Below are 18,608 nucleotides of genomic sequence, written 5' to 3'. Positions count from 1 at the left end.
CATGACCCGACCGTCGCCGCACGACCGGGCCGGCTTCGGCGACTACGTCGCCGCCCGCCGCAGCCGGCTCCATGCCACCGCCTACCTGCTGTGCGGCGACAGCCAGCGGGCCGAGGACATCGTCCAGACGGCGCTCACCAAGCTGTACGTCGCCTGGCCGCGGGTGCAGCACGCCGACTCGATCGACGCCTACGTGCGCCGCACCATCGTCAACACCCACCACTCCGAGTCGCGGCGGCCGTGGCGCCGCGAGCGGGCCGGGCTCGACGCCGTCCCCGACCCACCCGCGCCCGACCCGGGCCGCGAGACCGACGACGACCTCTGGGCCGCCCTGCAGCTGCTCTCGCCCGGCCAGCGCGAGGTCGTGGTGCTGCGGCACTACTGGGGCCTCTCGGTCGAGGAGGTCGCCGCCGAGCTGCGCGTCAGCAGCGGCACCGTCAAGAGCCAGACCTCCGCCGCCCTCGCGCGGTTGCGCGGCCTGCTCGCCCCCACCAGCCAGCACGACGACCCCAGGAGTGACCGATGAGCGAGCAGCACCTGCGTGACCTGGTCGAGCGCACCGCCGCCGGCGCCGAGATGCCCCCCACGCCCCTGGCCGACGACGTGCGACGCGGCGAGGCCGCACTGGCCCGGCGCCGCCGCGGCACCGCCGCCCTCGCGGTCGCGGCCTCGGTGGCCGTCGTCGCCGGGGTGGTCTCGGTGACCACGCTCGGCGGCGACGACCGCACCGAGGCGCCCGCGGCGTCCGACCCGGCGACGCCGTCGGCCACCTCGGCCCCCTCGGCCACCTCGGCTCCGAGCCCCGCCCCGCCCACCCCGACGCCCTCCCCGGGCACCGCCGCGTCGCTCGAGGCCGCGGTGGCCGCCGTGCTCGACCCGGAGGGCGTGCACGTCGTCGATGCCGGCGGCGTGTCGACCCCGGTCGAGCGGGGCGGCCAGGTCGGCCTCGTCACGACGCAGATCGGCTGGCAGTCAGATGACGGCACCTCGCCACTCGTCCTCACGGCCCGGGTGGCGGCCTCGGCCGCCGACGCCGAGTGGGGCTGCGAGGCGTGCACGATCGAGCGCTCCGACCTCGACGGCCAGGCCCTGTTCACCACGGCTCCCGGCGAGGTCGACGACCTCGGCAACGTCGCCGCGATGCTGGTGCGCGACGACGGCACGGCCGTCGCCCTCGACGTGCCGGCCGCGCTGGTCACCTCGGGCGAGGTGCTCCGTGCCGACGTCCGACGGGTGCTCACCAGCCCGGCGATCGCCATGCCCGACGGCACGGTGACCGGTCCCCCGCCGGTGGCCGACCCGAGCCGGATCGCCCGGGACGCCCTGCCCGGGCTCGTCGTGGAGGCGGAGTCCGACCTCCGCTCGACGGGCTCGGGCCGGCTCGACGGCGTCGAGGTGCTCTGGCAGGCCGACCCGGCGCGCTGGGGCGAGGCGTGCTTCTGGGGTCGGTGCGAGGTACGCGAGGTCGGCGGCGTCCGGCTCGAGCTCAGCCGCCCACCCGGCGACGGCGGGCCGTTCGCCGGACGGGTCGCCGTCGAGCACCAGGGCGCGGCGCGACGCACCCGGGCCATCGTGCCCGAGGACGCCGTCGACCTGGCCGACCTGGTGCCGCTGCTCACCGACCCGCGCTGGCAGGAGTGAGCGCGGGGTCGTCGGGCTGCGCGAGCGTCAGCACGGCGTCCTCGATCAGGTCGTTGGTCTCGACGTCGTTCTCGACGCCGCGCAGCCGCACCGCGAGGTGGTCCTCGGTGTCGTCGCCGACCAGGTCGACGGCGGCGACCACGAAGACCCGCTGCGGGCCGACGTACTCGACGTGCAGGTAGGTGACCCGCTCGACCTGGGGGTGGCCGGCGATGAGACCGAGCACGTGGTCGCGCAGGGCGGGGCTGCTGCCCTCGCCGAGCAGGAAGTCCATGTTGCGGCGCATCAGGAAGACCGCCACCACCGCCAGGAGCAGGCCGACGCCGATGGAGCCGAGGGCGTCCCAGACGGGGTCGCCGGTGGCCTGGTGCAGGGCGATGGCGCCGGCGGCGATGGCGATGCCGGCCAGGGCGGAGGCGTCCTCGAGGAAGACCGCCCGCAGGGTCGGGTTCGAGGTGCGCACGACGTAGCGCAGCGGGTGGGCCTCGACCCGGCGCGCGTCGCCGCGCACCTGCCGGGTGGCCTGCACGAACGACGTCCCCTCGAGCAGCAGCGCGATGCCGAGCACGACGTAGTTGATCGTGAAGGAGGCGTCCTCCTCGGCGGCGCCGAGCTCGGTGAGGCCGTGCCAGATCGAGACCACGGCGCCGGCGGAGAACAGGCCGAACGCCGCCACGAGCGACCAGATGTAGGTGTTGCGGCCGTAGCCGCGCGGGTGCGCCTCGTCGCGCGGACGGCGTCCACGCCGCTCGGCGACCAGCAGGAAGACCTCGTTGCCGGTGTCGGACCACGAGTGCGCCGCCTCCGCGACCATCGCGGCCGACCCGGTGATGGCGGCCGCCACCGACTTGGCCAGCGCGAGCAGGCCGTTGGCGGCCAGCGCGACGATGACGGTGAGCAGCGACTCCTGCTTGTTCTCGTCGGCGCCCTCGGCCTCGGCGCTCACGTGGTCACCCCGAAGATCCGCTCGGTGCGGGCCGCCAGCCAGGGCCAGGCGGTGCGCACCAGCAGCAGGACGCCGACCCCGGCGACGAGCATGCCGGCCACGTTGAGCCCGAGCTGGGCCAGGGAGCCGACGATCTCGTCGGGGTCGAGGACCGCGATGCCGAGCGCGAGGTTGCCGAGCGCCGGCACGGTCGTCACCGAGATGAACACACCGACCATCGTGGCCGCCCGCTGCAGCGCGACCGCCAGCGCCCCCGCCGCGCCGGCGAGCACGCCCACGACGAACGACCAGTGGTCGGGGTTGAAGATGAAGCCGGTGTTGGGCCGCGGTCGGGTCACCAGGTCGCTGTCGACGATCCCGAGCAGCACGCCGAGCAGCGCGAGGACCACCACCGCGAGCACCGCGAAGGCGAACGAGAAGAGCACCAGCCGGGTGCTGCGCCACACCAGGCCGGCCCGCCCGAGCACGATGCCGGCGCTCACCGCGGTGATCGCGCCGAACTCGGGGCCGACCACCATCGCGCCGACCACCAGCACCGCCGAGTCGGTGAGCACCGCGATCGCGGCCAGCGCGACGGCCAGCACCAGGAACAGGTGGTAGCTGAGCGTCGGCACCGCCCCCGCCTCGGCGGCGTCCTCGACGGCGTCCCAGATGACGGCGTCGTCGGGGTGGCCGGGGGCGATGCGCTCGAGCTCGTCGGCGGCGTGGAACGGCGTGCCGGTCGGGGTGGAGATGACGATGCCGCCGTGCCGGTCGAGGCCGAGGTCGTGCAGCTCGGTCATCAGCAGGCCGGCCGACTCGCGGGCCACGTCGGCCTCGAGCAGGTCGCCGGGCGGTTTCAGGACGGCGCCGGGCTGCACGGTGACGTTGGTGACGTGGTCGTGCTCGGTGAGCAGCCGCTGCACGTCGGGCACGAGGTGGCCGGGCACCGTGAGCCGGAAATGGGCGAGCACGTCTCGAAGGCTACGCACTACGATCGGCCCCGGCCGCGTGCGGAGTGACGACCCGCGTGAAGCGCGACCCGCGCGTCCGGCGTACCGACGAGAGGCCGACGGCGTCCGTCGGCGAAGGTGTGGTGGCACCGCGACCTGACCCCCGCCCACACCTCCAGGGTTTCCCAACTGGAGGTGAGTGATGAGACGTACGCACTGTTCCGACCTGTCCACCGCGACGCCCGGCGAGCCGGTGCGGCTGCAGGGGTGGGTGCACCGGCGCCGCGAGCTGGCGGCGCTGACGTTCCTCGTGGTGCGCGACCGCACCGGCCTGGCGCAGGTGGTGCTGCGCCCGGGCGACCTGCCGGACGGCGCGGCCTGCCCGCCCGAGGAGACGCCGGTCGAGGTGGTCGGCACGGCCACGGCCAACCCGCAGGCTCCGGGCGGCGTCGAGGTGACCTCGCCGACGGTGACCGCGCTCTCCGAGCCGGCCGACACGCCGCCCGTCGAGCTGTGGCGCCCGACCCTGTCGGCGTCCCTGCCGACGCTGCTCGACCACGCCGCGACGACGTGGCGCCACCCGCTGCAGCGGGCGAAGTGGGAGCTGGCCGCGGCGAGCCTGCACGGGTTCCGCTCGGTGCTCGACGCCGACGGCTTCACCGAGGTGCACTCCCCCAAGCTGGTCGAGTCGGCGACCGAGTCGGGCGCCAACGTGTTCGAGGTCGACTACTTCGGACGGCCGGCCTACCTGGCCCAGAGCCCGCAGTTCTACAAGCAGGTGCTGGTGGGCGTCTTCGAGCGGGTCTACGAGGTCGGGCCGGTCTTCCGCGCCGAGCCGCACGACACCGTGCGGCACCTGGCCGAGTACGTCTCGCTCGACGTCGAGCTGGGCTTCGTGCGCGACCACCGCGAGGTGGTGGCGTGCCTGCGCGAGGTCGTGGCCGGCATGGTCGCCGCGGTGGCCGAGCGGGCGTCGTCCGCGGTGGAGCGGCTGGGGGTGCGGCTGCCGGTCGTGCCCGACGAGCTGCCGACGCTGCACTTCCGCGACGCGCTGCGGCTGGTGGGCGCGCCGGACGACGAGCCCGACCTCGCGCCCGCGCACGAGCGGGCGCTCGGCGAGTGGGCGATGGCCGAGCACGGCTCCGACCTGGTCGTCGTGGAGGGCTACCCGACGGCGTCCCGCGCGTTCTACAGCCACCCCGACCCCGACGACCCCCACTGGTCGCGCTCCTTCGACCTGATCTTCCGCGGGGTCGAGCTGGTGAGCGGGGCGCAGCGGCTGCACCGCTACGAGGACTACGTGCGGGTGCTGGCCGAGCGCGGCTACGACTACGCGCCCTTCGCGTCGTACGTCGAGTCGTTCCGGCGCGGCATCCCGCCCCACGGCGGCTTCGCGATCGGCCTGGAGCGCTGGGTCGGCCGCCTCGTCGAGGCCGCCAACATCCGCGAGGTCACGCTCTTCCCCCGCGACCTGCACCGCCTCGCCCCGTAGGCCCGGCGGCGCTCGGGGTCCGTGGTCGACGCGTCCACGGACCCTGAGCGCGTCGAAGGGCCCGCCGTCAGAGGCAGCGCGGACGGACGTCCGGGCGGGCCGGGCCGTCGTGGGTGAGGGCGTCGAGGGTGATCGACAGCGTGGGCGTCGCGAGCGGGATGGTGAGGTGCTCGGCGAGCTCGAACGGGCAGCGGTCCTGCAGCGTGATGTTGGTGGTGCGCGGGCCCGCGGCGAGGTAGCCCGAGGTGTGCGGCACCACGACCTCGTCGTAGCGGGTGGTGATCTGGGTGTAGCTGACCTCGCCCGGCGTCTCGTCGCCCGCGTTGAGCCGCTGCAGGAACGCCGACCCCGCGCCCTGCTGCACGCACGCGGGGCAGCCGAGCTCGATGAGGTCGTTGAACGGGTTCTGGGCGCCGGTGAGCACCGTGCCGTGGTTGGACGGCGCGACCCCGACGAGGTCGTCGACCACCGCGGCGCCGCCGAGGAACTTCAGGTAGTAGCGCGGCATCATGCCGCCCTGCGAGTGCCCGACCAGCGACACCTTCGCCGCGCCGGTCGCGGCGCGCACCCGCTCGACGTACGCCTTCAGCTGCGCCGCGGAGTCCTCGATGCGGCCCAGGCCGCGGTTGCCGTAGTCGAGGGAGAAGACGCAGAACCCGGCGCGCTTGATGCCCCACGACAGCCGCTCGAGCAGGGTGCGGCGGTCGCCCCCGGTGCCGTGCACGAGCACCACCGGCGTCGGCCGCTGCGCCGTCGGCCGGCACGACCAGTCGTTGGCGCCCGGCGGGTCGCCGAGCGGCGAGGTCGGCAGCGGCAGCGCGTTGCTCCCGCCACGCGCACCGCCCTCCGCGGCGACGGCCGGCCGAGCGACCGGTGAGACCGCCACGAGGGCGACGACGGTGAGCAGGACGGCGAGGACGCGGCGCACCTACCGAAGAGTAGGGTCCGCGCGGCGTCCGGGCTAGACCGCTTTCGCAGCACCTGGCCCGCCACGCCCTGCGGGCGACCCACCCCTCGGGGTGCGTTCGGCCGCCGTCCGGTCCGGGAACACCGTGGGCGAACGTCCGTCCGAGTCCGTGAGGAGTGCCCGTGGTCATCGAGGTCAGCGTGAGTGACGAGCGGGCCCAGGCCCGCACCGTGACGGTCCTGAAGGCCCTGGGCCACGAGGCCGCTGCCGGCCCGCGCCGGGCGGGCCGCCCGACCGTCGTCGTCGCCGCCGTCCGAGAGGACGATCTCGCGATGATCCACCGGGTGGTGGCGGCCGTCGACCGGCCCGTGGTCGCCGCGCCGGCGGCGGGGCTGACCGCCGTCGCCGCCGCCCCCGCCGCCTGAACGGGCCCCGGGCGGCTCAGTCGTCGACGACCTCGAAGCGCATGCCGGCCGCGCGCAGCCGCGCGAGCAGTGCGTCGCCCATCGCCTGCGCGGTGGTGACGCAGCCGGCGGTGGTCGGGTTGTCGTCCTGCAGCAGGCACAGCGCCGACTCGGCGAGCATCTTGGCGGTCTCGGTGTAGCCGGGGTCTCCCCCGCTGACGCGCGTGTGCAGGCTGCGGCCGTCGGCCTCGGCGACGAAGTCGACGGTGAACCACGACCGCTCGCGCTTGGCGGCGTCGGGGCCCGAGCCCTGCGGCACCTTCTTCAGCAGCAGGTTGCGCACGGGCCCGACCTGCGCGGCCAGGGCGATCGCCGAGACGCCGCCCATGCCACCGAGGGCGTAGCGCAGCGTCTTGGTGCCGGCGAAGTGGGAGTAGCGGAACTCCGGGCCGAAGACCGGCAGCGCGGCGCCGCTGCGCGCGACGACCTGCGGGTCGATGGTCGGCATCGGCAGCAGCCAGTAGCCCAGCCGCTTGTCGCGGTGCGGCTTGCCGGCCACCGGGCGCGACGAGCGGCCGTCGTCCGGCTTGCCCTGCGCGCGACGTCGCTGCTTGGCGGTGCCCGCGGCCTGCTTGGCCCGCGAGAAGGCGCCCATCGCGGAGTGGAAGGTGCCGCCCGAGAACGTGCCGCTGGCGCGGACGACGCCGCGCATCGTGACCGGACCGGACGCCGCCAGCTGCTGCACGGTGAACAGCGCGCCGAGGTCGTGCGGCACCGAGTCGAAGCCGCAGGCGTGCACGATGCGGGCGCCCGTGCGCACGGCGGTCTCGTGGTGGTCGAGGTAGGTCTGGTCGACGAACTCGGGCTCGCCGGTCAGGTCGACGTAGTCGGTGCCGGCCTCGGCGCAAGCGGCGACCAGCGGGCCGCCGAGCTCACGGTAGGGCCCCACGGTGGTGACGACCACGCGGGCCCGCGCGACGACGCCCGCCAGCGCGGCCTGGTCGCCGCTGTCGACCACGACGAGCTCGAGGTCGGCCAGGGCCGGGTCGGTCGCGGCGAGGCGGGTGCGGGTGGCCTCGAGCTTCTCGCGGTTGCGGCCGGCCAGCGCCCAGCGCACGCCCGAGGCGTGCGCGGCGAGGTAGTCGGCGGTCAGCCCGCCGGTGAAGCCGGTGGCTCCGAAGAGGACGAGGTCGAGGTCGCGCTCGGGCATGCCGCCATCGTGGCAGGACGGCGGGCGACGTCCTCGGTCGGGAGGGTCAGGCGTGCCTGCGCGCCGGCGCGGCGTGGCCGGCGTGCCACTCGGCGATAACGACGTCGAGCTCGTGCTCGAGCTCGGCGACCCGCACGATCGCCATCGCGGCGCGCTCCTCGGCCTCGTCGAGACGGGCGGCGAGCCGCTCGCGGTCAGAGCTGGCGGCGGCCTCGGCGCGCTCGGCCCGCATCGCGCGCTCCTGCTCGGCGGCGAGCTCGTCGCGGGCGGCGATGACCTCGTCGGTGGCGGCGGCGAGGCGCTCCTCGAGACGCGCGATGGTGGCCTCGTGGCGGGTGATGCGGCCCTGGGTGTCGGCCACGTAGACGGCCTGCTCCTCGGTGCGCACCTCGGTCAGCGCGCGGTAGGCCTGCGCCTGCTCGGCGCGGTCGGTCGCCCACGCGCGGCGGGTGTCGGCGACCTCGGTGTAGGTGATGCGGGTGGCGACGGCGCCCAGCAGGACGCCGACGGCCGCGGCGATGGTGGCGACCAGCCACGAGCCGCTCACGACCGCGGCGACGACGGCCGCCACGGCGACCAGCAGCAGCACACCGGCGACGACGAGGCGCGTGGAGCGCTGCAGGCGACGCGACGGGGCAGACGGGGAAGTCATGCCCGCGAGGCTAGGTCGCCGTCGCCGGGTTGGGCGGGACGCCGCCCGGCGCGGCGGCCGAGGGGTGGGCGAGGGGTGGGCGAGGCGGAGTCTCGGGCACCGGAGGGGTCAGGCGCCCGAGGTGCGGGCGCGGCGCAGTCGGGCGCGCAGGGAGGCGATCTCCTGCCGCGCGCGCCACAGCTGCTCGGCGGTGTCGGTCGCGGCGATCCGGGCGTCGAGGTCGGGCACGACCGGGGCCTGCCGGCCCGCCAGCTCATACCACTCGGGCGGACGTCGGTCGAGCCAGCCCGCGAGCTGGTCGTGGGGGTCGACGACCTCGACCCCCTCGGGCGGGTCGGCCAGCCAGTCTCGCTCGGTCGCTGCGGCGTCCCACAGCGCGTCGGGCGGTCGGTAGCCCTCGGCGAGGGCGGGGTCGTCGCGGTAGGCCAGCCCGCCGTCGCGCGCGGCGTCCAGGGCCTTGCGCCCGCCGTGCTTCGGCCCCAGGCCGAGGCCGGCGGCGTTGACCCGGCGCAGCACCTCGACGTCGGGGCCGAGCGAGGTGTTGCGCGCGGCGAGCTCTGGGGCGACCGCCGGGGGCAGCCCGGCGAGGCGGGCCAGGTCGGCGGCCAGCCCCGGCTCGGGCGGCGAGGGGCGCACCAGACGCACGATCGTGCGGTCGCCCGGGAGCAGCCTCGCCACCTCGGCGAGCCGGCCGGGGTCGAGGGCGGCGAGGTCGGTCACGTGGCGTGCGGCGTCGCGTGGCAGCTGCGCCAGGCCGTGCTTGACGAGCTCCTGCCAGGCCGACGCCCACCGGTGCACCGGTCGGGTCGCGGTCAGGACGACGAGCACCTCGTGGCCCGCGACGACGTCGGCCAGGCCGGGCACGTCGTCCGCGACGAGCCGGTCGAGGTCCTCGCTCGAGACCACCAGCGTGCCGACGCCGCGGTCGCCCGCCTCGCGCACCACGCGGTGCAGGCCGTCGGCGGGCGGACGTCGTTCCAGCGCGGCCAGGAGGAGGTCGGGGGCGCGGCGCTGCGAGAAGGCGCCGAGCAGCGGCCAGGTGAGCAGGTGGTGGCCCGGCCCGCCCTCGGGGTACCAGACGTCACCCGCGCCGGCCGCTCCCGCGGCGTAGGCGCGGCCCCAGGCCTGCTGCACCGTCGACGTGCCCGACTTGTGCAGCCCGGCATGGATGACGATGCGCACCGCGCGACCCTACTGCGAGCGGCCCCGCAGCTCGTCGTCGTCCCCGTGCACGCGGCAGGCCCGCTCGAGCAGCAGCGAGGCGACGACCACCAGCACCCCGGCGACGGTAGCGGCGCCGCAGCGCCAGATGCGTTGGCCGGCCAGCTCGGAGGGGTCGCCGATCCAGCTGAGGCCGTAGCCGAGGTAGCCGCCGCCGACCAGCGCGCCGACCAGGGCGCAGGCCCGCGCCAGCACCAGCCGGTTGACGGCGCGGTGGGGGTCGAGCGGCTCACGGCGCACGTGCACGGTGCGCCAGGTCGACCAGGCGGTGAAGCCGAGGATGGCGGCCACGAGGGCCAGCGCGAGCGGCTGCGGCCAGGTGACCAGCGGCGGGTTGCCCCAGCGGTCGCTCAGCGGGTGCAGGAACCAGCCCGCGACCAGGCCGGTCGTGGCCCAGCCCAGCACGAGGCCGGGCGGGGTCGGCCTCAGCGTGCCGGGCTCGCCGTCGTCGGCCACGTGGGGCTACTCGACCTCGAGGGCCAGGTCGTCGCGGCGGGTGATGTGCTGGTCGCCCACCCGGGCCAGCAGGTCGGCGATCGGGCCATGGTCGGGCAGCTCGGCCTCGGGCTCGAGGTCGTGCCACGGCTGCAGCACGAAGGCGCGCTCGGCGGCGCGCGGGTGCGGCAGCACGAGGGTCTCGGTGTCGCTGCGGCGGTCGCCGACGACGATCAGGTCGACGTCGAGGGTGCGCGGGCTGTTGGGCACCTCGCTGCGCTCGCGGTCGTAGGCGTCCTCGATGGCCAGGGCGCGGTCGAGCAGCCGGTTGGCGGCCAGCGTGGTGTCGGCCAGGACGACGGCGTTGAGGAAGCTCTTCGAGCCGGCGGGGGCGTCGAGCGGCTCGGTCTCGTAGACCGGCGAGACGCTGGTGACCCACACGTCGGGGGTGTCGGCGATGGCGTCGACGGCGCCCTGCAGCGCCGACATCCGCTCGCCGAGGTTCGAGCCCAGCCCGATGACGACCCGGCGGATCGGACGCATCTCGCCGGTGAGGGTGTCGGCGTCGATGATGTTCGGGTTCGGGGTCTCGGTCACGTGGTGGCCTCGCGCTCTCGGGTGATCGTCAGCGCGACGTCGGAGAACGTCGCGTCGATGGGGGCATCCGGCTTGTGGACCGTCACCCGGGCCCATTCAACACGAGCGTCCAACAGGCACACGCTCGCGATCCGCTGGGCGAGGGTCTCGATCAGGTCGACCGGATCGTTCTCCACGGCGGCCCGCACCGAGGTAGCGAGGTTTCCGTAGTCGACGGTGTGGTGCAAGTCGTCGGACGCCGCCGCGGCGGCGGTGTCGAGGCCGAGCACGAGGTCGACGACGAAGGTCTGCCCGTCGCGGCGCTCGTGGTCGAAGACGCCGTGGTGGCCGAAGCACGCCAGGCCGGTCAGCGCCAGCTCGTCGCTCATGCGCCGAGGGTCGATTCGCTCGCTCGGGCCCACACCCGCAGCACATCACGGGTGCCCCGCACGTCGTGCACCCGCACCCCCCACACGCCGCGCTGCGCCAGCAGCAGGGTGAGGGCGTGGCCCGCGGCCTCGCGCTCCAGCACCGGCCGCGGGACGCCGTCCGGACCGGCCAGCAGGGCGCCGAGGAAGGACTTGCGGCTCGCTCCGACCAGCAGCGGCAGGCCGAGCCCGGCGACGCCGTCCGGGTGGTCGATGGCGCCGACGAGCCGCCAGTTGTGCTCGGCGGTCTTGGCGAAGCCCAGCCCGGGGTCGAGCACGAGCCGCCCGGCCGGGATGCCCGCGGCCCGGGCCGCCTCGACCCGCTCGGCGAGCTCGCGCCGCACCGCGGCGACGACGCCGCCCGGCTCGTCGTAGACCGCGTGGTCGCGCATCCGGTCGCTGTGGGCGCGCCAGTGCATGGCGACGTAGGTGGCCTGCGACGCCGCGACGACCTCGAGGATGGCGGGGTCGGCCAGCCCGCCCGAGACGTCGTTGACGACGACGGCGCCCGCCGCGACCGCCGCCTGCGCCACCTCGGCCCGCATGGTGTCGACCGAGACGGTCGCCCCGTCGGCCGCGAGCGCCTCGATGACCGGGACGACGCGGTCGAGCTCCTCCGAGACGAGCGGCCGGGTGGCCCCCGGCCGGGTCGACTCACCCCCCACGTCGAGGACGTCGGCACCCTCGGCGACCAGCCGACGTCCGTGCGCCACGGCGGCGTCGGTGTCGGCGAACCGCCCGCCGTCGGAGAAGGAGTCGGGGGTCACGTTGAGCACGCCCATGACGACCGGCGGGGTGACGGCGTCGAGCATGCCCGCGAACCTATCCGGCACCGGCCGGGCGCGGGCACTACGGTGGCGGCCGTGACGAAGACCTTCGTCCTCGGCCTGGGTGCCCAGAAGGCCGGGACGACCTGGGTGCGCGAGTACCTCCGCGTCTCCGACCGGTTCGCCGGCGGGCTGCGCAAGGAGTACCACGTCTTCGACACCCTCGACGTCGAGCAGGTGCGCTGGCGGGCGGCCCGCATCCGCGAGGAGGCCCGCGCCGAGCTCGACCAGGCGGGAGCCGGCGAGGCGACCGGCGGCGTCGCCCTCCAGGTCGCGGCCATGGTGGCCCGGCCGTCGCTCTACTTCACGTTCTTCTGCGGCCTGCTGGCGCAGGACGGCGTCGACGTCACCGGCGACTTCACCCCCGACCACGCCCTGCTGCCGACCCGCAGGCTGCGCGACATCAAGCGACGGTTCGCGGTCAGGGGCGTGCGCACCGTGGGCGTCTTCGTGATGCGCGACCCGGTCGAGCGCACGGTCTCGGCCATCCGCATGCGCCAGCGCTACAACCCGGGTGAGCTGCCCGACGACCTGGCCGAGGCGGTGCTCGGGTGGCACGCCGACCCGGCGTTCTCGTCGCGGAGCGACTACGCGCCCACGCTCGCGGCGATCGAGGGCGCGTTCGACCCCGACGAGGCGCTGGTCGCGTTCTACGAGGAGCTCTTCACGCCGCAGACCGTCGAGCGGCTGTGTGCGCTGACCGGCCTCGACCCGCACCCCCCTGACTTCGAGGAGCGCAGCAACGCCTCCGGTGGCGAGGCGTCGCTGCCCGACGACGTCCGCAGGGTGGTGGCCCGCCACCACGCGCACGTCTACGAGGCGGTGGCCGGCGCCACCGGCCGCGACGTCGCGCGTCTGTGGCCCAGCGCCTCCCTGCTCTGAGGTCGGCGGCCGTCGGTCACGCGTCGAGCGTCGCGAGGGTCTCGCGGAGCAGGCGCCCCTCGGCCGCCAGGTCGACGTGGAAGGCGGAGTGCATGGCTGCGGCCGACCAGGCGCGCGTCGTCCGGTCGGGCGTGCCCCGGATGATGGTGAGCGGGTGGCCCCACAGCGCGCAGATCGCCCGCTCGTTCCACACGTGGTAGCGGGTGTGCGAGACGGCGAGGACGGGCCGTGGCGACCCGCCGAGCAGCAGGTGGAACAGACCGCTGCCGGCGAAGCCGCCCACCGCGCGCGCGGCGCGCACCATGGCGACCTGGTCGGACAACGGGTGCTCCTCGGGAGCGACGACCGTGAAGCCGTGGTCGGTGAAGAGCGCCTCGACCTCGTCGGCGTTGCGGCAGTCGCGACGGTTGCCGCGTCGGGTGAGGAAGAGCCGCTCGGGACGGGCGGTGCTCGACGCCTCGGCCTCCAGCACGTCGCCGATGCGCTCGTAGTGCGCACGCAGCGACGGGTGCACGTGGCGCAGCACGACGTAGCCGGGTGTGGCCTGCAGCAGCCGCTCGACGCGCACCGGGCCGGACGCCGTCACGACCCGGTCGGCGGGCACGCCGGCGGCCGCGAGCAGCTCGAGCTCCCAGGGCGCCACCGGCCGGTCGGCGTCCGTGACGAGCACCCGCGCGTCAGGGTGACGCTCGAGCACCTGCGGCCAGGCCCACAGGTGCGACAGCTGCTCGGTGATCGCGTGGCCGAAGTGCCCGCGGAACAGGTTGTCGAGGTGGAGGTAGGTGCCGTCGAGCCGGGGCACGCCGGTGCCACCGGTGCCGCTCGTGCAGTCGGGGTCGTCGGGGAGCCCGTCGGGCACCCGCACCGCCCAGCCGGTCCACTCCGCCAGCGCAGGCGAGCGCGGACGCCGGTGCTCGGTGTTGCGGAAGGCCTGCGGCAGCACCGTCTGCCTGGCCGTCGCGACCATGCGCGGCGCCACGAGGACGTCGGTGACCTCACGCAGCGACAGGGCTCGGGCACGCGTCGACAGCGCCGCCTCGACGTCCGGGTGACTGCTGACGACGGTCCCGGCGGTGAGCGCCGCCTCGGCCGGCCGACGCACGACCACCTGGCCCAGGCCGGCGTCCGCGGCGAGGACGTCGTCGAAGGACCCCTCGGGCACCACGCTCCAGACCGCGACCCCCATGCGCACGACCACGACGTCGTCGTCGACGTCGATCGCGGCCACGGACGCGGCCAGCGCGTGCTCGTCGCGCTCCCGTTCGGGCCGCGCGTCGCGGCGGGGGTCCGGCGGACGCGGACCGGCGTCCCGCAGTCGGGTCACCGTGTCGACCAGGCCGTGCAACGCGGCCCGCAGGGCCGGTCGACGCGGCACCGGCACCACGAGGTGGCCGCCGCGGCGCACGTGCGTCAGCAGCATCGGCAGGCGCCGCGCGACATCACCCCGGCCGAGGTCGACGAGCAGGTCGAGGTGGGGCCGGGCACTCAGGGCCACGTGCAGGTCGGCGCGCCTGGCTGGGTCGAGGCGCACCAGGTTCCCGCGGCTCCTGACCGGGTCGAGGTCGACCGACGCGTCGGCCACGACGCCCACCCGGGCTCCCCCGCCGTGCGGGAGCAGGCCGAGCGCCCGCTCTAGCGCGCCCACCGGGCCGGTCAGCGGCCTCGGTGGATCAACGCCATCGCCTCGGCGCGGGTGGCCGGGTCGGACCGGAGCAGCCCACGGACGGCGGAGGTCGTCGTCCGGGAGCCGGCCTTGCGGACGCCGCGCATGGTCATGCACAGGTGCTCGGCCTCGATGACCACGATGGCGCCGCGGGCGTCGAGGATCTCCATGAGGGCGTCGGCGACCTGGGTGGTCAGCCGCTCCTGCACCTGCGGGCGCCGGGCGTAGACGTCGACCAGGCGGGCCAGCTTCGACAGGCCGGTGATCTTGCCGGAGTCGGCCGGCACGTAGCCCACGTGGGCCTTGCCGGTGAACGGCACCAGGTGGTGCTCGCACATCGACCAAAGCTCGATGTCGTGCACCAGCACCAGCTCGTCGTGACCGAGGTCGAAGGTGGTAGTGAGGACGTCGTCAGGACGTTGGCGCATGCCGACCAGCAGCTCGGCGTAGGCGCGCGCGACCCGGGCGGGGGTCTCCTGCAGGCCCTCGCGGTCGGGGTCCTCGCCGACGGCGATCAGCAGCTCACGCACCGCCGCCTCGGCCCGGGCGTGGTCGAAGGGCGGGACCTTCGCCGGGTCGGGCAGGTCGGCAGAGACGGGGTTGACCACGTCGTCCTCCTCGGGCTCTCAGACTCCGGGGACCTGCGGGCCGGCACCGGGCCCGGGGGGCTGCGGTGCGGGTCCGCCGAGACCGGGATCGCCGTGGACGTCGCCGCCGGGGCCCGGCGGCGTGACCACCGTGCCGGTGCCGTTGCCCTCGGCGAGGGCGTTGACCCTGGCCCGGTCGCGGATCGCCTGCGGGATCTCGACCGGCGGGATGCTGGACGGGTTGCGGGTCGGCGAGCCGGTCCAGGCGGGCCGCTCGGGACGCCGTCGCAGCGCGGTGAAGATCTCGGCGACCTCGGCCTTGTCGAGGGTCTCGCGGTCGAGCAGCGCCAGCACCAGCGCGTCGAGCACGTCGCGGTTCTCCTCGAGGGCGTCGAAGGCCTCCTGGTGCGCCGCGGTGAGCAGCTTGGTGACCTCGTCGTCGACGATCGCGGCGACGTCCTCGCTGTAGTCGCGCGAGTGGCCGAGGTCGCGGCCCAGGAACGGCTCGGAGTTGTCGTTGCCGAGCTTGATCGCGCCCAGCCGCTCGGTCATGCCGTACTGGGTGACCATCGCGCGGGCCAGGTTGGTGGCCTTCTCGATGTCGTTGCCGGCCCCGGTGGTGGGGTCGTGGAAGATCATCTCCTCCGCGGCCCGGCCGCCGAGCATGTAGGCCAGCTTGTCGAGCAGCTCGGAGCGGGTCTGGGAGTACTTGTCCTCGTCGGGCAGCACCATCGTGTAGCCCAGCGCCCGGCCGCGCGGCAGGATCGTGATCTTGTGCACCGGGTCGGTGCCGGGCATCGCGGCCGCGACGAGGGCGTGGCCGCCCTCGTGGTAGGCCGTGACCAGCTTCTCCTTCTCGCTCATCAGGCGGGTGCGGCGCTGGGGACCGGCGATGACGCGGTCGATCGCCTCGTCGAGCGACTCGGCGTCGATGAGCTTCTTGTTGCTGCGGGCGGTGAGCAGTGCAGCCTCGTTAAGGACGTTGGCCAGGTCGGCACCGCTGAACCCGGGGGTGCGACGGGCGACGTCGTTGAGCTTGATGTCGGGCGCCAGCGGCTTGCCCCGGGCGTGGACCTCGAGGATCTTCGTGCGGCCGGCAAGGTCGGGGGCGTCGACCTGGATCTGGCGGTCGAAGCGGCCCGGGCGCAGCAGCGCGGGGTCGAGCACGTCGGGGCGGTTGGTGGCCGCGATGAGGATGACGCCGCCGCGCACGTCGAAGCCGTCCATCTCGACCAGCAGCTGGTTGAGGGTCTGCTCGCGCTCGTCGTGGCCGCCGCCCATGCCGGCGCCGCGGTGACGACCGACGGCGTCGATCTCGTCGATGAAGACGATGGCCGGGGCGTTCTCCTTGGCCTGCTCGAACAGGTCGCGCACGCGGCTGGCGCCGACGCCGACGAACATCTCGACGAAGTCGGAGCCGGAGATGGAGTAGAACGGGACGCCGGCCTCACCGGCCACCGCGCGGGCCAGCAGCGTCTTGCCGGTGCCGGGCTGGCCGTAGAGCAGCACGCCCTTGGGGATCTTGGCGCCGACGGCCTGGAACTTGGCGGGCTCCTGCAGGAACTCCTTGATCTCGCCCAGCTCTTCGATCGCCTCGTCGCAGCCGGCGACGTCGGCGAACGTCGTCTTCGGCATGTCCTTGGTGATCAGCTTGGCCTTGGACTTCGCGAACTGCATCACGCGCCCGCCGCCGCCCTGCACCTGGTTCATCAGGAAGACGAACAGCAGGACGATCAGCGCGAACGGCAGCAGGGTCAGCAGGATCGAGCCGAGGATGCTGGGCTGCGGGTTCTCCGACGTCAGCTTCTCGAGCTTGCCGCCGTTGTCCTCCAGCTGCGCCTGCGCGGCCGCGAGCAGGCTCTGCTGCTGGCCGTTGATGTAGCTGGTGGTGACCTTCTCGCCACTGTCGCGGACGCCGTCGAACAGCGTGGCCTCGATCTTCTGCTCGCCGTCGACGAACGTGATCTCCTTGACCTGGTCGTCCTCGACGTACTGCTGCAGCTGCGAGGTGGGCACCTCGTCGTAGCCGCCGCCGGCGGTCAGGAACTGCAGCGCGAGCACGACCCCCAGCACGGCGAGGGCGATCCAGACCCAGGGGCCCTTGAAAATCCGCTTCACGACAACTCTTCCGACGACTCAGCAACAACGGTGGTGGACCGTCGACGCTACAGGCGCGCCGCGACCGTCCCCCATCCTCTCAGGCGACCCTGACAGCGCCGGTTCGCGGCCCGACGCTGGCCCGAGGACCCGTGCGGGGACCCGGGCACGGAGGGCCGGTGGTCTCGAGGCTCGTCGCCAGGGCTCCTCACACCTCGACCAGCGTGCGGCGGTGTCACGAGCGAGCCGACCACAGATCTGTTCGCGGCGCGCGACCTGGTGAGTGACGAGCACGGAGGGCGCAGCGAGGTACGAGCGAGCCCTCCGCGCGCAGGAGCGAACCGGGTCGCGTGAAGGCGCCGCGAACACGCGCCGAAGCGACGAAGGAGCGGAGGCGCAATCAAGCACAGCCGGCTGGTCATGCCGCCGCCGCGGCCGTTGACCCTCTGGGCCCTTCGACAAGCTCAGGGTCCGTGTGAGGACGTTCGCATCGACCTTGCGAGGTCTCGAGGCTCGTCGCCAGGGCTCCTCGCACCTCGACCACCGTCTGGGCGCACGACCCGTTCGCGGCGCGCGACCTGGTGAGTGACGAGCACGGAGGGCGCAGCGAGGAACGAGCGAGCCCTCCGCGCGCAGGAGCGAACCGGGTCGCACGAAGGCGCCGCGAACACGCGCCGAAGCGAGGAACGAGCGGAGGCGCCAAACAACACAGGCGGCCGGTCTGACCATCACACCGGCAGGGCCCTTCGACAAGCTCAGGGTCCGTGATGGGGCCTGGGCGCGGAGGGCCAGCGGTCTCGAGGCTCGTCGCCAGGGCTCCTCGCACCTCGACCCTCGTCCGGTACAGACCCGTTCGCGGCGCGCGACCTGGTGAGCGACGAGCACGGCGGGCGCAGCGAGGAACGAGCGAGCCCTCCGCGCGCAGGAGCGAACCGGGTCGCACGAAGGCGCCGCGAACACGCGCCGAAGCGAGGAACGAGCGGAGGCGCCATCAAACACCGGCGGATGGTCGTCCCACCTGCCGCGGCCGTTGACCGACCGTGCCCTTCGACAGGCTCAGGGTCCGTGGGGGGACGTTGGCATCGACCGTGCGAGGTCTCGAGGCTCGTCGCCAGGGCTCCTCGCACCTCGACCTGCGTGGGGATCCCTAGCTGTAGACGTGCGGCGCCAGTGTGCCGATGTCGCGCAGGTTGCGGTAGCGCTCGCGGTAGTCGAGGCCGTAGCCGACGACGAACTCGTTGGGGATGTCCCAGCCGACGTACTTGACCTCCACCGGCATCTGCAGCGCCTCGGGCTTGCGCAGCAGGGTGCAGATCTCGACCGAGGCGGGGTCGCGGGAGGCGAGGTTGGCCGTCAGCCACGACAGCGTCAGGCCGGTGTCGATGATCTCGTCGACGATGACGACGTGCCGCCCGGAGATGTCGGTGTCGAGGTCCTTCAGGATGCGTACGACGCCGCTGGACTTGGTGCCCGAGCCGTAGGAGGAGATCGCCATCCAGTCCATCTCGACGTGGCGGGTCATCGCGCGGGAGAGGTCGGCCATGACCATGACCGCGCCGCGCAGGATGCCGACGATGAGCAGGTCGTGGCCGTCGTCCTCGGCGTAGTCGGCCTCGATGCGGGCGGCCAGCTCGCCGAGCTTGTCGCGGATCTCCTGCTCGGTGAAGAGCACGTTGACCAGGTCGGCTTCGACGTGGGAGGCGTCCAT

At 74.4% G+C, this 18,608-nt stretch carries 19 protein-coding genes; 5 read left to right on the top strand and 14 right to left on the bottom strand.

The window, feature by feature from the left end; genetic code table 11:
- The first annotated feature begins 1 nt into the window (after position 1).
- Both ABEA04_RS09445 and ABEA04_RS09440 read left to right on the top strand, forming a co-directional pair.
- Positions 2 to 526: a SigE family RNA polymerase sigma factor gene (locus tag ABEA04_RS09445; RefSeq protein ID WP_345457446.1), complete on the top strand. Its 525-nt coding sequence runs from the start codon at positions 2 to 4 to the stop codon at positions 524 to 526.
- On the top strand, positions 523 to 1,641 hold the full coding sequence (locus ABEA04_RS09440; RefSeq protein ID WP_345457443.1) for a hypothetical protein: 1,119 nt from the start codon (positions 523 to 525) through the stop codon (positions 1,639 to 1,641). The genes ABEA04_RS09445 and ABEA04_RS09440 overlap by 4 nt, the downstream gene beginning before the upstream one ends.
- On the opposite strand, the gene ABEA04_RS09435 is transcribed toward ABEA04_RS09440, so the two are convergent.
- Together ABEA04_RS09435 and ABEA04_RS09430 are read right to left on the bottom strand one after the other, a co-directional pair.
- Positions 1,616 to 2,587 carry a cation diffusion facilitator family transporter gene (locus ABEA04_RS09435; RefSeq protein WP_345457441.1) on the bottom strand — a complete coding sequence of 324 codons (972 nt, stop codon included), beginning with the start codon at positions 2,585 to 2,587 and terminating at the stop codon, positions 1,616 to 1,618. The genes ABEA04_RS09440 and ABEA04_RS09435 overlap by 26 nt on opposite strands.
- Entirely contained in the window at positions 2,584 to 3,540 is a 957-nt protein-coding gene (locus ABEA04_RS09430; protein ID WP_345457438.1) for a DUF389 domain-containing protein, read from the bottom strand. The genes ABEA04_RS09435 and ABEA04_RS09430 overlap by 4 nt, the downstream gene beginning before the upstream one ends.
- A 181-nt stretch (positions 3,541 to 3,721) precedes the next feature.
- On the opposite strand from ABEA04_RS09430, the gene aspS reads away from it, so the two are divergent.
- Positions 3,722 to 5,011: an aspartate--tRNA(Asn) ligase gene (aspS, locus tag ABEA04_RS09425; protein WP_345457435.1), complete on the top strand. Its 1,290-nt coding sequence runs from the start codon at positions 3,722 to 3,724 to the stop codon at positions 5,009 to 5,011.
- A gap of 67 nt (positions 5,012 to 5,078) precedes the next feature.
- Here aspS and ABEA04_RS09420 read toward each other — a convergent pair whose 3' ends face one another.
- Positions 5,079 to 5,939 carry an esterase/lipase family protein gene (locus ABEA04_RS09420; protein WP_345457432.1) on the bottom strand — a complete coding sequence of 287 codons (861 nt, stop codon included), beginning with the start codon at positions 5,937 to 5,939 and terminating at the stop codon, positions 5,079 to 5,081.
- 161 nt (positions 5,940 to 6,100) lie between these two features.
- Here ABEA04_RS09420 and ABEA04_RS09415 point away from each other — a divergent pair, with 161 nt between their 5' ends.
- Entirely contained in the window at positions 6,101 to 6,343 is a 243-nt protein-coding gene (locus tag ABEA04_RS09415; protein ID WP_345457429.1) for a hypothetical protein, read from the top strand.
- A 16-nt stretch (positions 6,344 to 6,359) separates the two neighbouring features.
- Here the strand turns inward: ABEA04_RS09415 and ABEA04_RS09410 are convergent, their stop codons facing one another.
- From ABEA04_RS09410 to folP, 7 genes are all read right to left on the bottom strand, one after another.
- A complete protein-coding gene (locus tag ABEA04_RS09410; RefSeq protein WP_345457426.1) occupies positions 6,360 to 7,532 on the bottom strand; it encodes a saccharopine dehydrogenase family protein in 1,173 nt (390 codons plus the stop codon).
- A gap of 46 nt (positions 7,533 to 7,578) precedes the next feature.
- Positions 7,579 to 8,184, bottom strand: a complete 606-nt coding sequence (locus ABEA04_RS09405; protein WP_345457423.1) for a hypothetical protein — start codon at positions 8,182 to 8,184, stop codon at positions 7,579 to 7,581.
- Between the two features lie 108 nt (positions 8,185 to 8,292).
- Positions 8,293 to 9,366, bottom strand: coding sequence for a hypothetical protein (locus ABEA04_RS09400; RefSeq protein ID WP_345457420.1), 1,074 nt, complete (start codon positions 9,364 to 9,366; stop codon positions 8,293 to 8,295).
- Positions 9,367 to 9,375: 9 nt separating this feature from the next.
- The gene (locus ABEA04_RS09395; RefSeq protein ID WP_345457417.1) at positions 9,376 to 9,861 is read right to left on the bottom strand and encodes a DUF3180 domain-containing protein; all 486 of its coding nucleotides are present in this window, start codon (positions 9,859 to 9,861) and stop codon (positions 9,376 to 9,378) included.
- A gap of 6 nt (positions 9,862 to 9,867) precedes the next feature.
- A complete protein-coding gene (folK, locus tag ABEA04_RS09390) occupies positions 9,868 to 10,437 on the bottom strand; it encodes a 2-amino-4-hydroxy-6-hydroxymethyldihydropteridine diphosphokinase (protein WP_345457414.1) in 570 nt (189 codons plus the stop codon).
- Complete coding sequence (gene folB, locus ABEA04_RS09385; RefSeq protein ID WP_345457412.1) at positions 10,434 to 10,805, bottom strand: dihydroneopterin aldolase; 372 nt, start codon at positions 10,803 to 10,805, stop codon at positions 10,434 to 10,436. The genes folK and folB overlap by 4 nt, the downstream gene beginning before the upstream one ends.
- Positions 10,802 to 11,656 (bottom strand): dihydropteroate synthase, encoded by an 855-nt coding sequence (gene folP, locus ABEA04_RS09380; RefSeq protein WP_345457409.1) that lies wholly within the window; start codon positions 11,654 to 11,656, stop codon positions 10,802 to 10,804. Before folP ends, folB begins: the two co-directional genes overlap by 4 nt.
- A 51-nt stretch (positions 11,657 to 11,707) precedes the next feature.
- Between folP and ABEA04_RS09375 the strand changes: the two genes are divergently transcribed.
- Entirely contained in the window at positions 11,708 to 12,553 is an 846-nt protein-coding gene (locus tag ABEA04_RS09375; protein ID WP_345457406.1) for a hypothetical protein, read from the top strand.
- Between the two features lie 16 nt (positions 12,554 to 12,569).
- On the opposite strand, the gene ABEA04_RS09370 is transcribed toward ABEA04_RS09375, so the two are convergent.
- The 4 genes from ABEA04_RS09370 to hpt form a co-directional block, all read right to left on the bottom strand.
- A complete protein-coding gene (locus ABEA04_RS09370) occupies positions 12,570 to 14,198 on the bottom strand; it encodes a glycosyltransferase family 61 protein (protein WP_345457403.1) in 1,629 nt (542 codons plus the stop codon).
- Between the two features lie 8 nt (positions 14,199 to 14,206).
- The gene (folE, locus tag ABEA04_RS09365; RefSeq protein ID WP_425577000.1) at positions 14,207 to 14,824 is read right to left on the bottom strand and encodes a GTP cyclohydrolase I FolE; all 618 of its coding nucleotides are present in this window, start codon (positions 14,822 to 14,824) and stop codon (positions 14,207 to 14,209) included.
- Between the two features lie 18 nt (positions 14,825 to 14,842).
- Positions 14,843 to 16,921 carry an ATP-dependent zinc metalloprotease FtsH gene (gene ftsH / locus ABEA04_RS09360; RefSeq protein WP_345457400.1) on the bottom strand — a complete coding sequence of 693 codons (2,079 nt, stop codon included), beginning with the start codon at positions 16,919 to 16,921 and terminating at the stop codon, positions 14,843 to 14,845.
- Positions 16,922 to 18,047: 1,126 nt separating this feature from the next.
- Positions 18,048 to 18,608 (bottom strand): hypoxanthine phosphoribosyltransferase, encoded by a 561-nt coding sequence (gene hpt, locus ABEA04_RS09355; RefSeq protein WP_345457397.1) that lies wholly within the window; start codon positions 18,606 to 18,608, stop codon positions 18,048 to 18,050.

Origin of the sequence: Nocardioides marinquilinus (genome assembly GCF_039543705.1) — a bacterium.
Classification (GTDB): Bacteria; Actinomycetota; Actinomycetes; order Propionibacteriales; family Nocardioidaceae; genus Nocardioides; species Nocardioides marinquilinus.
Note: the sequence above shows the minus strand (reverse complement) of the source record. Positions and strands in the feature narration are given on the sequence as shown.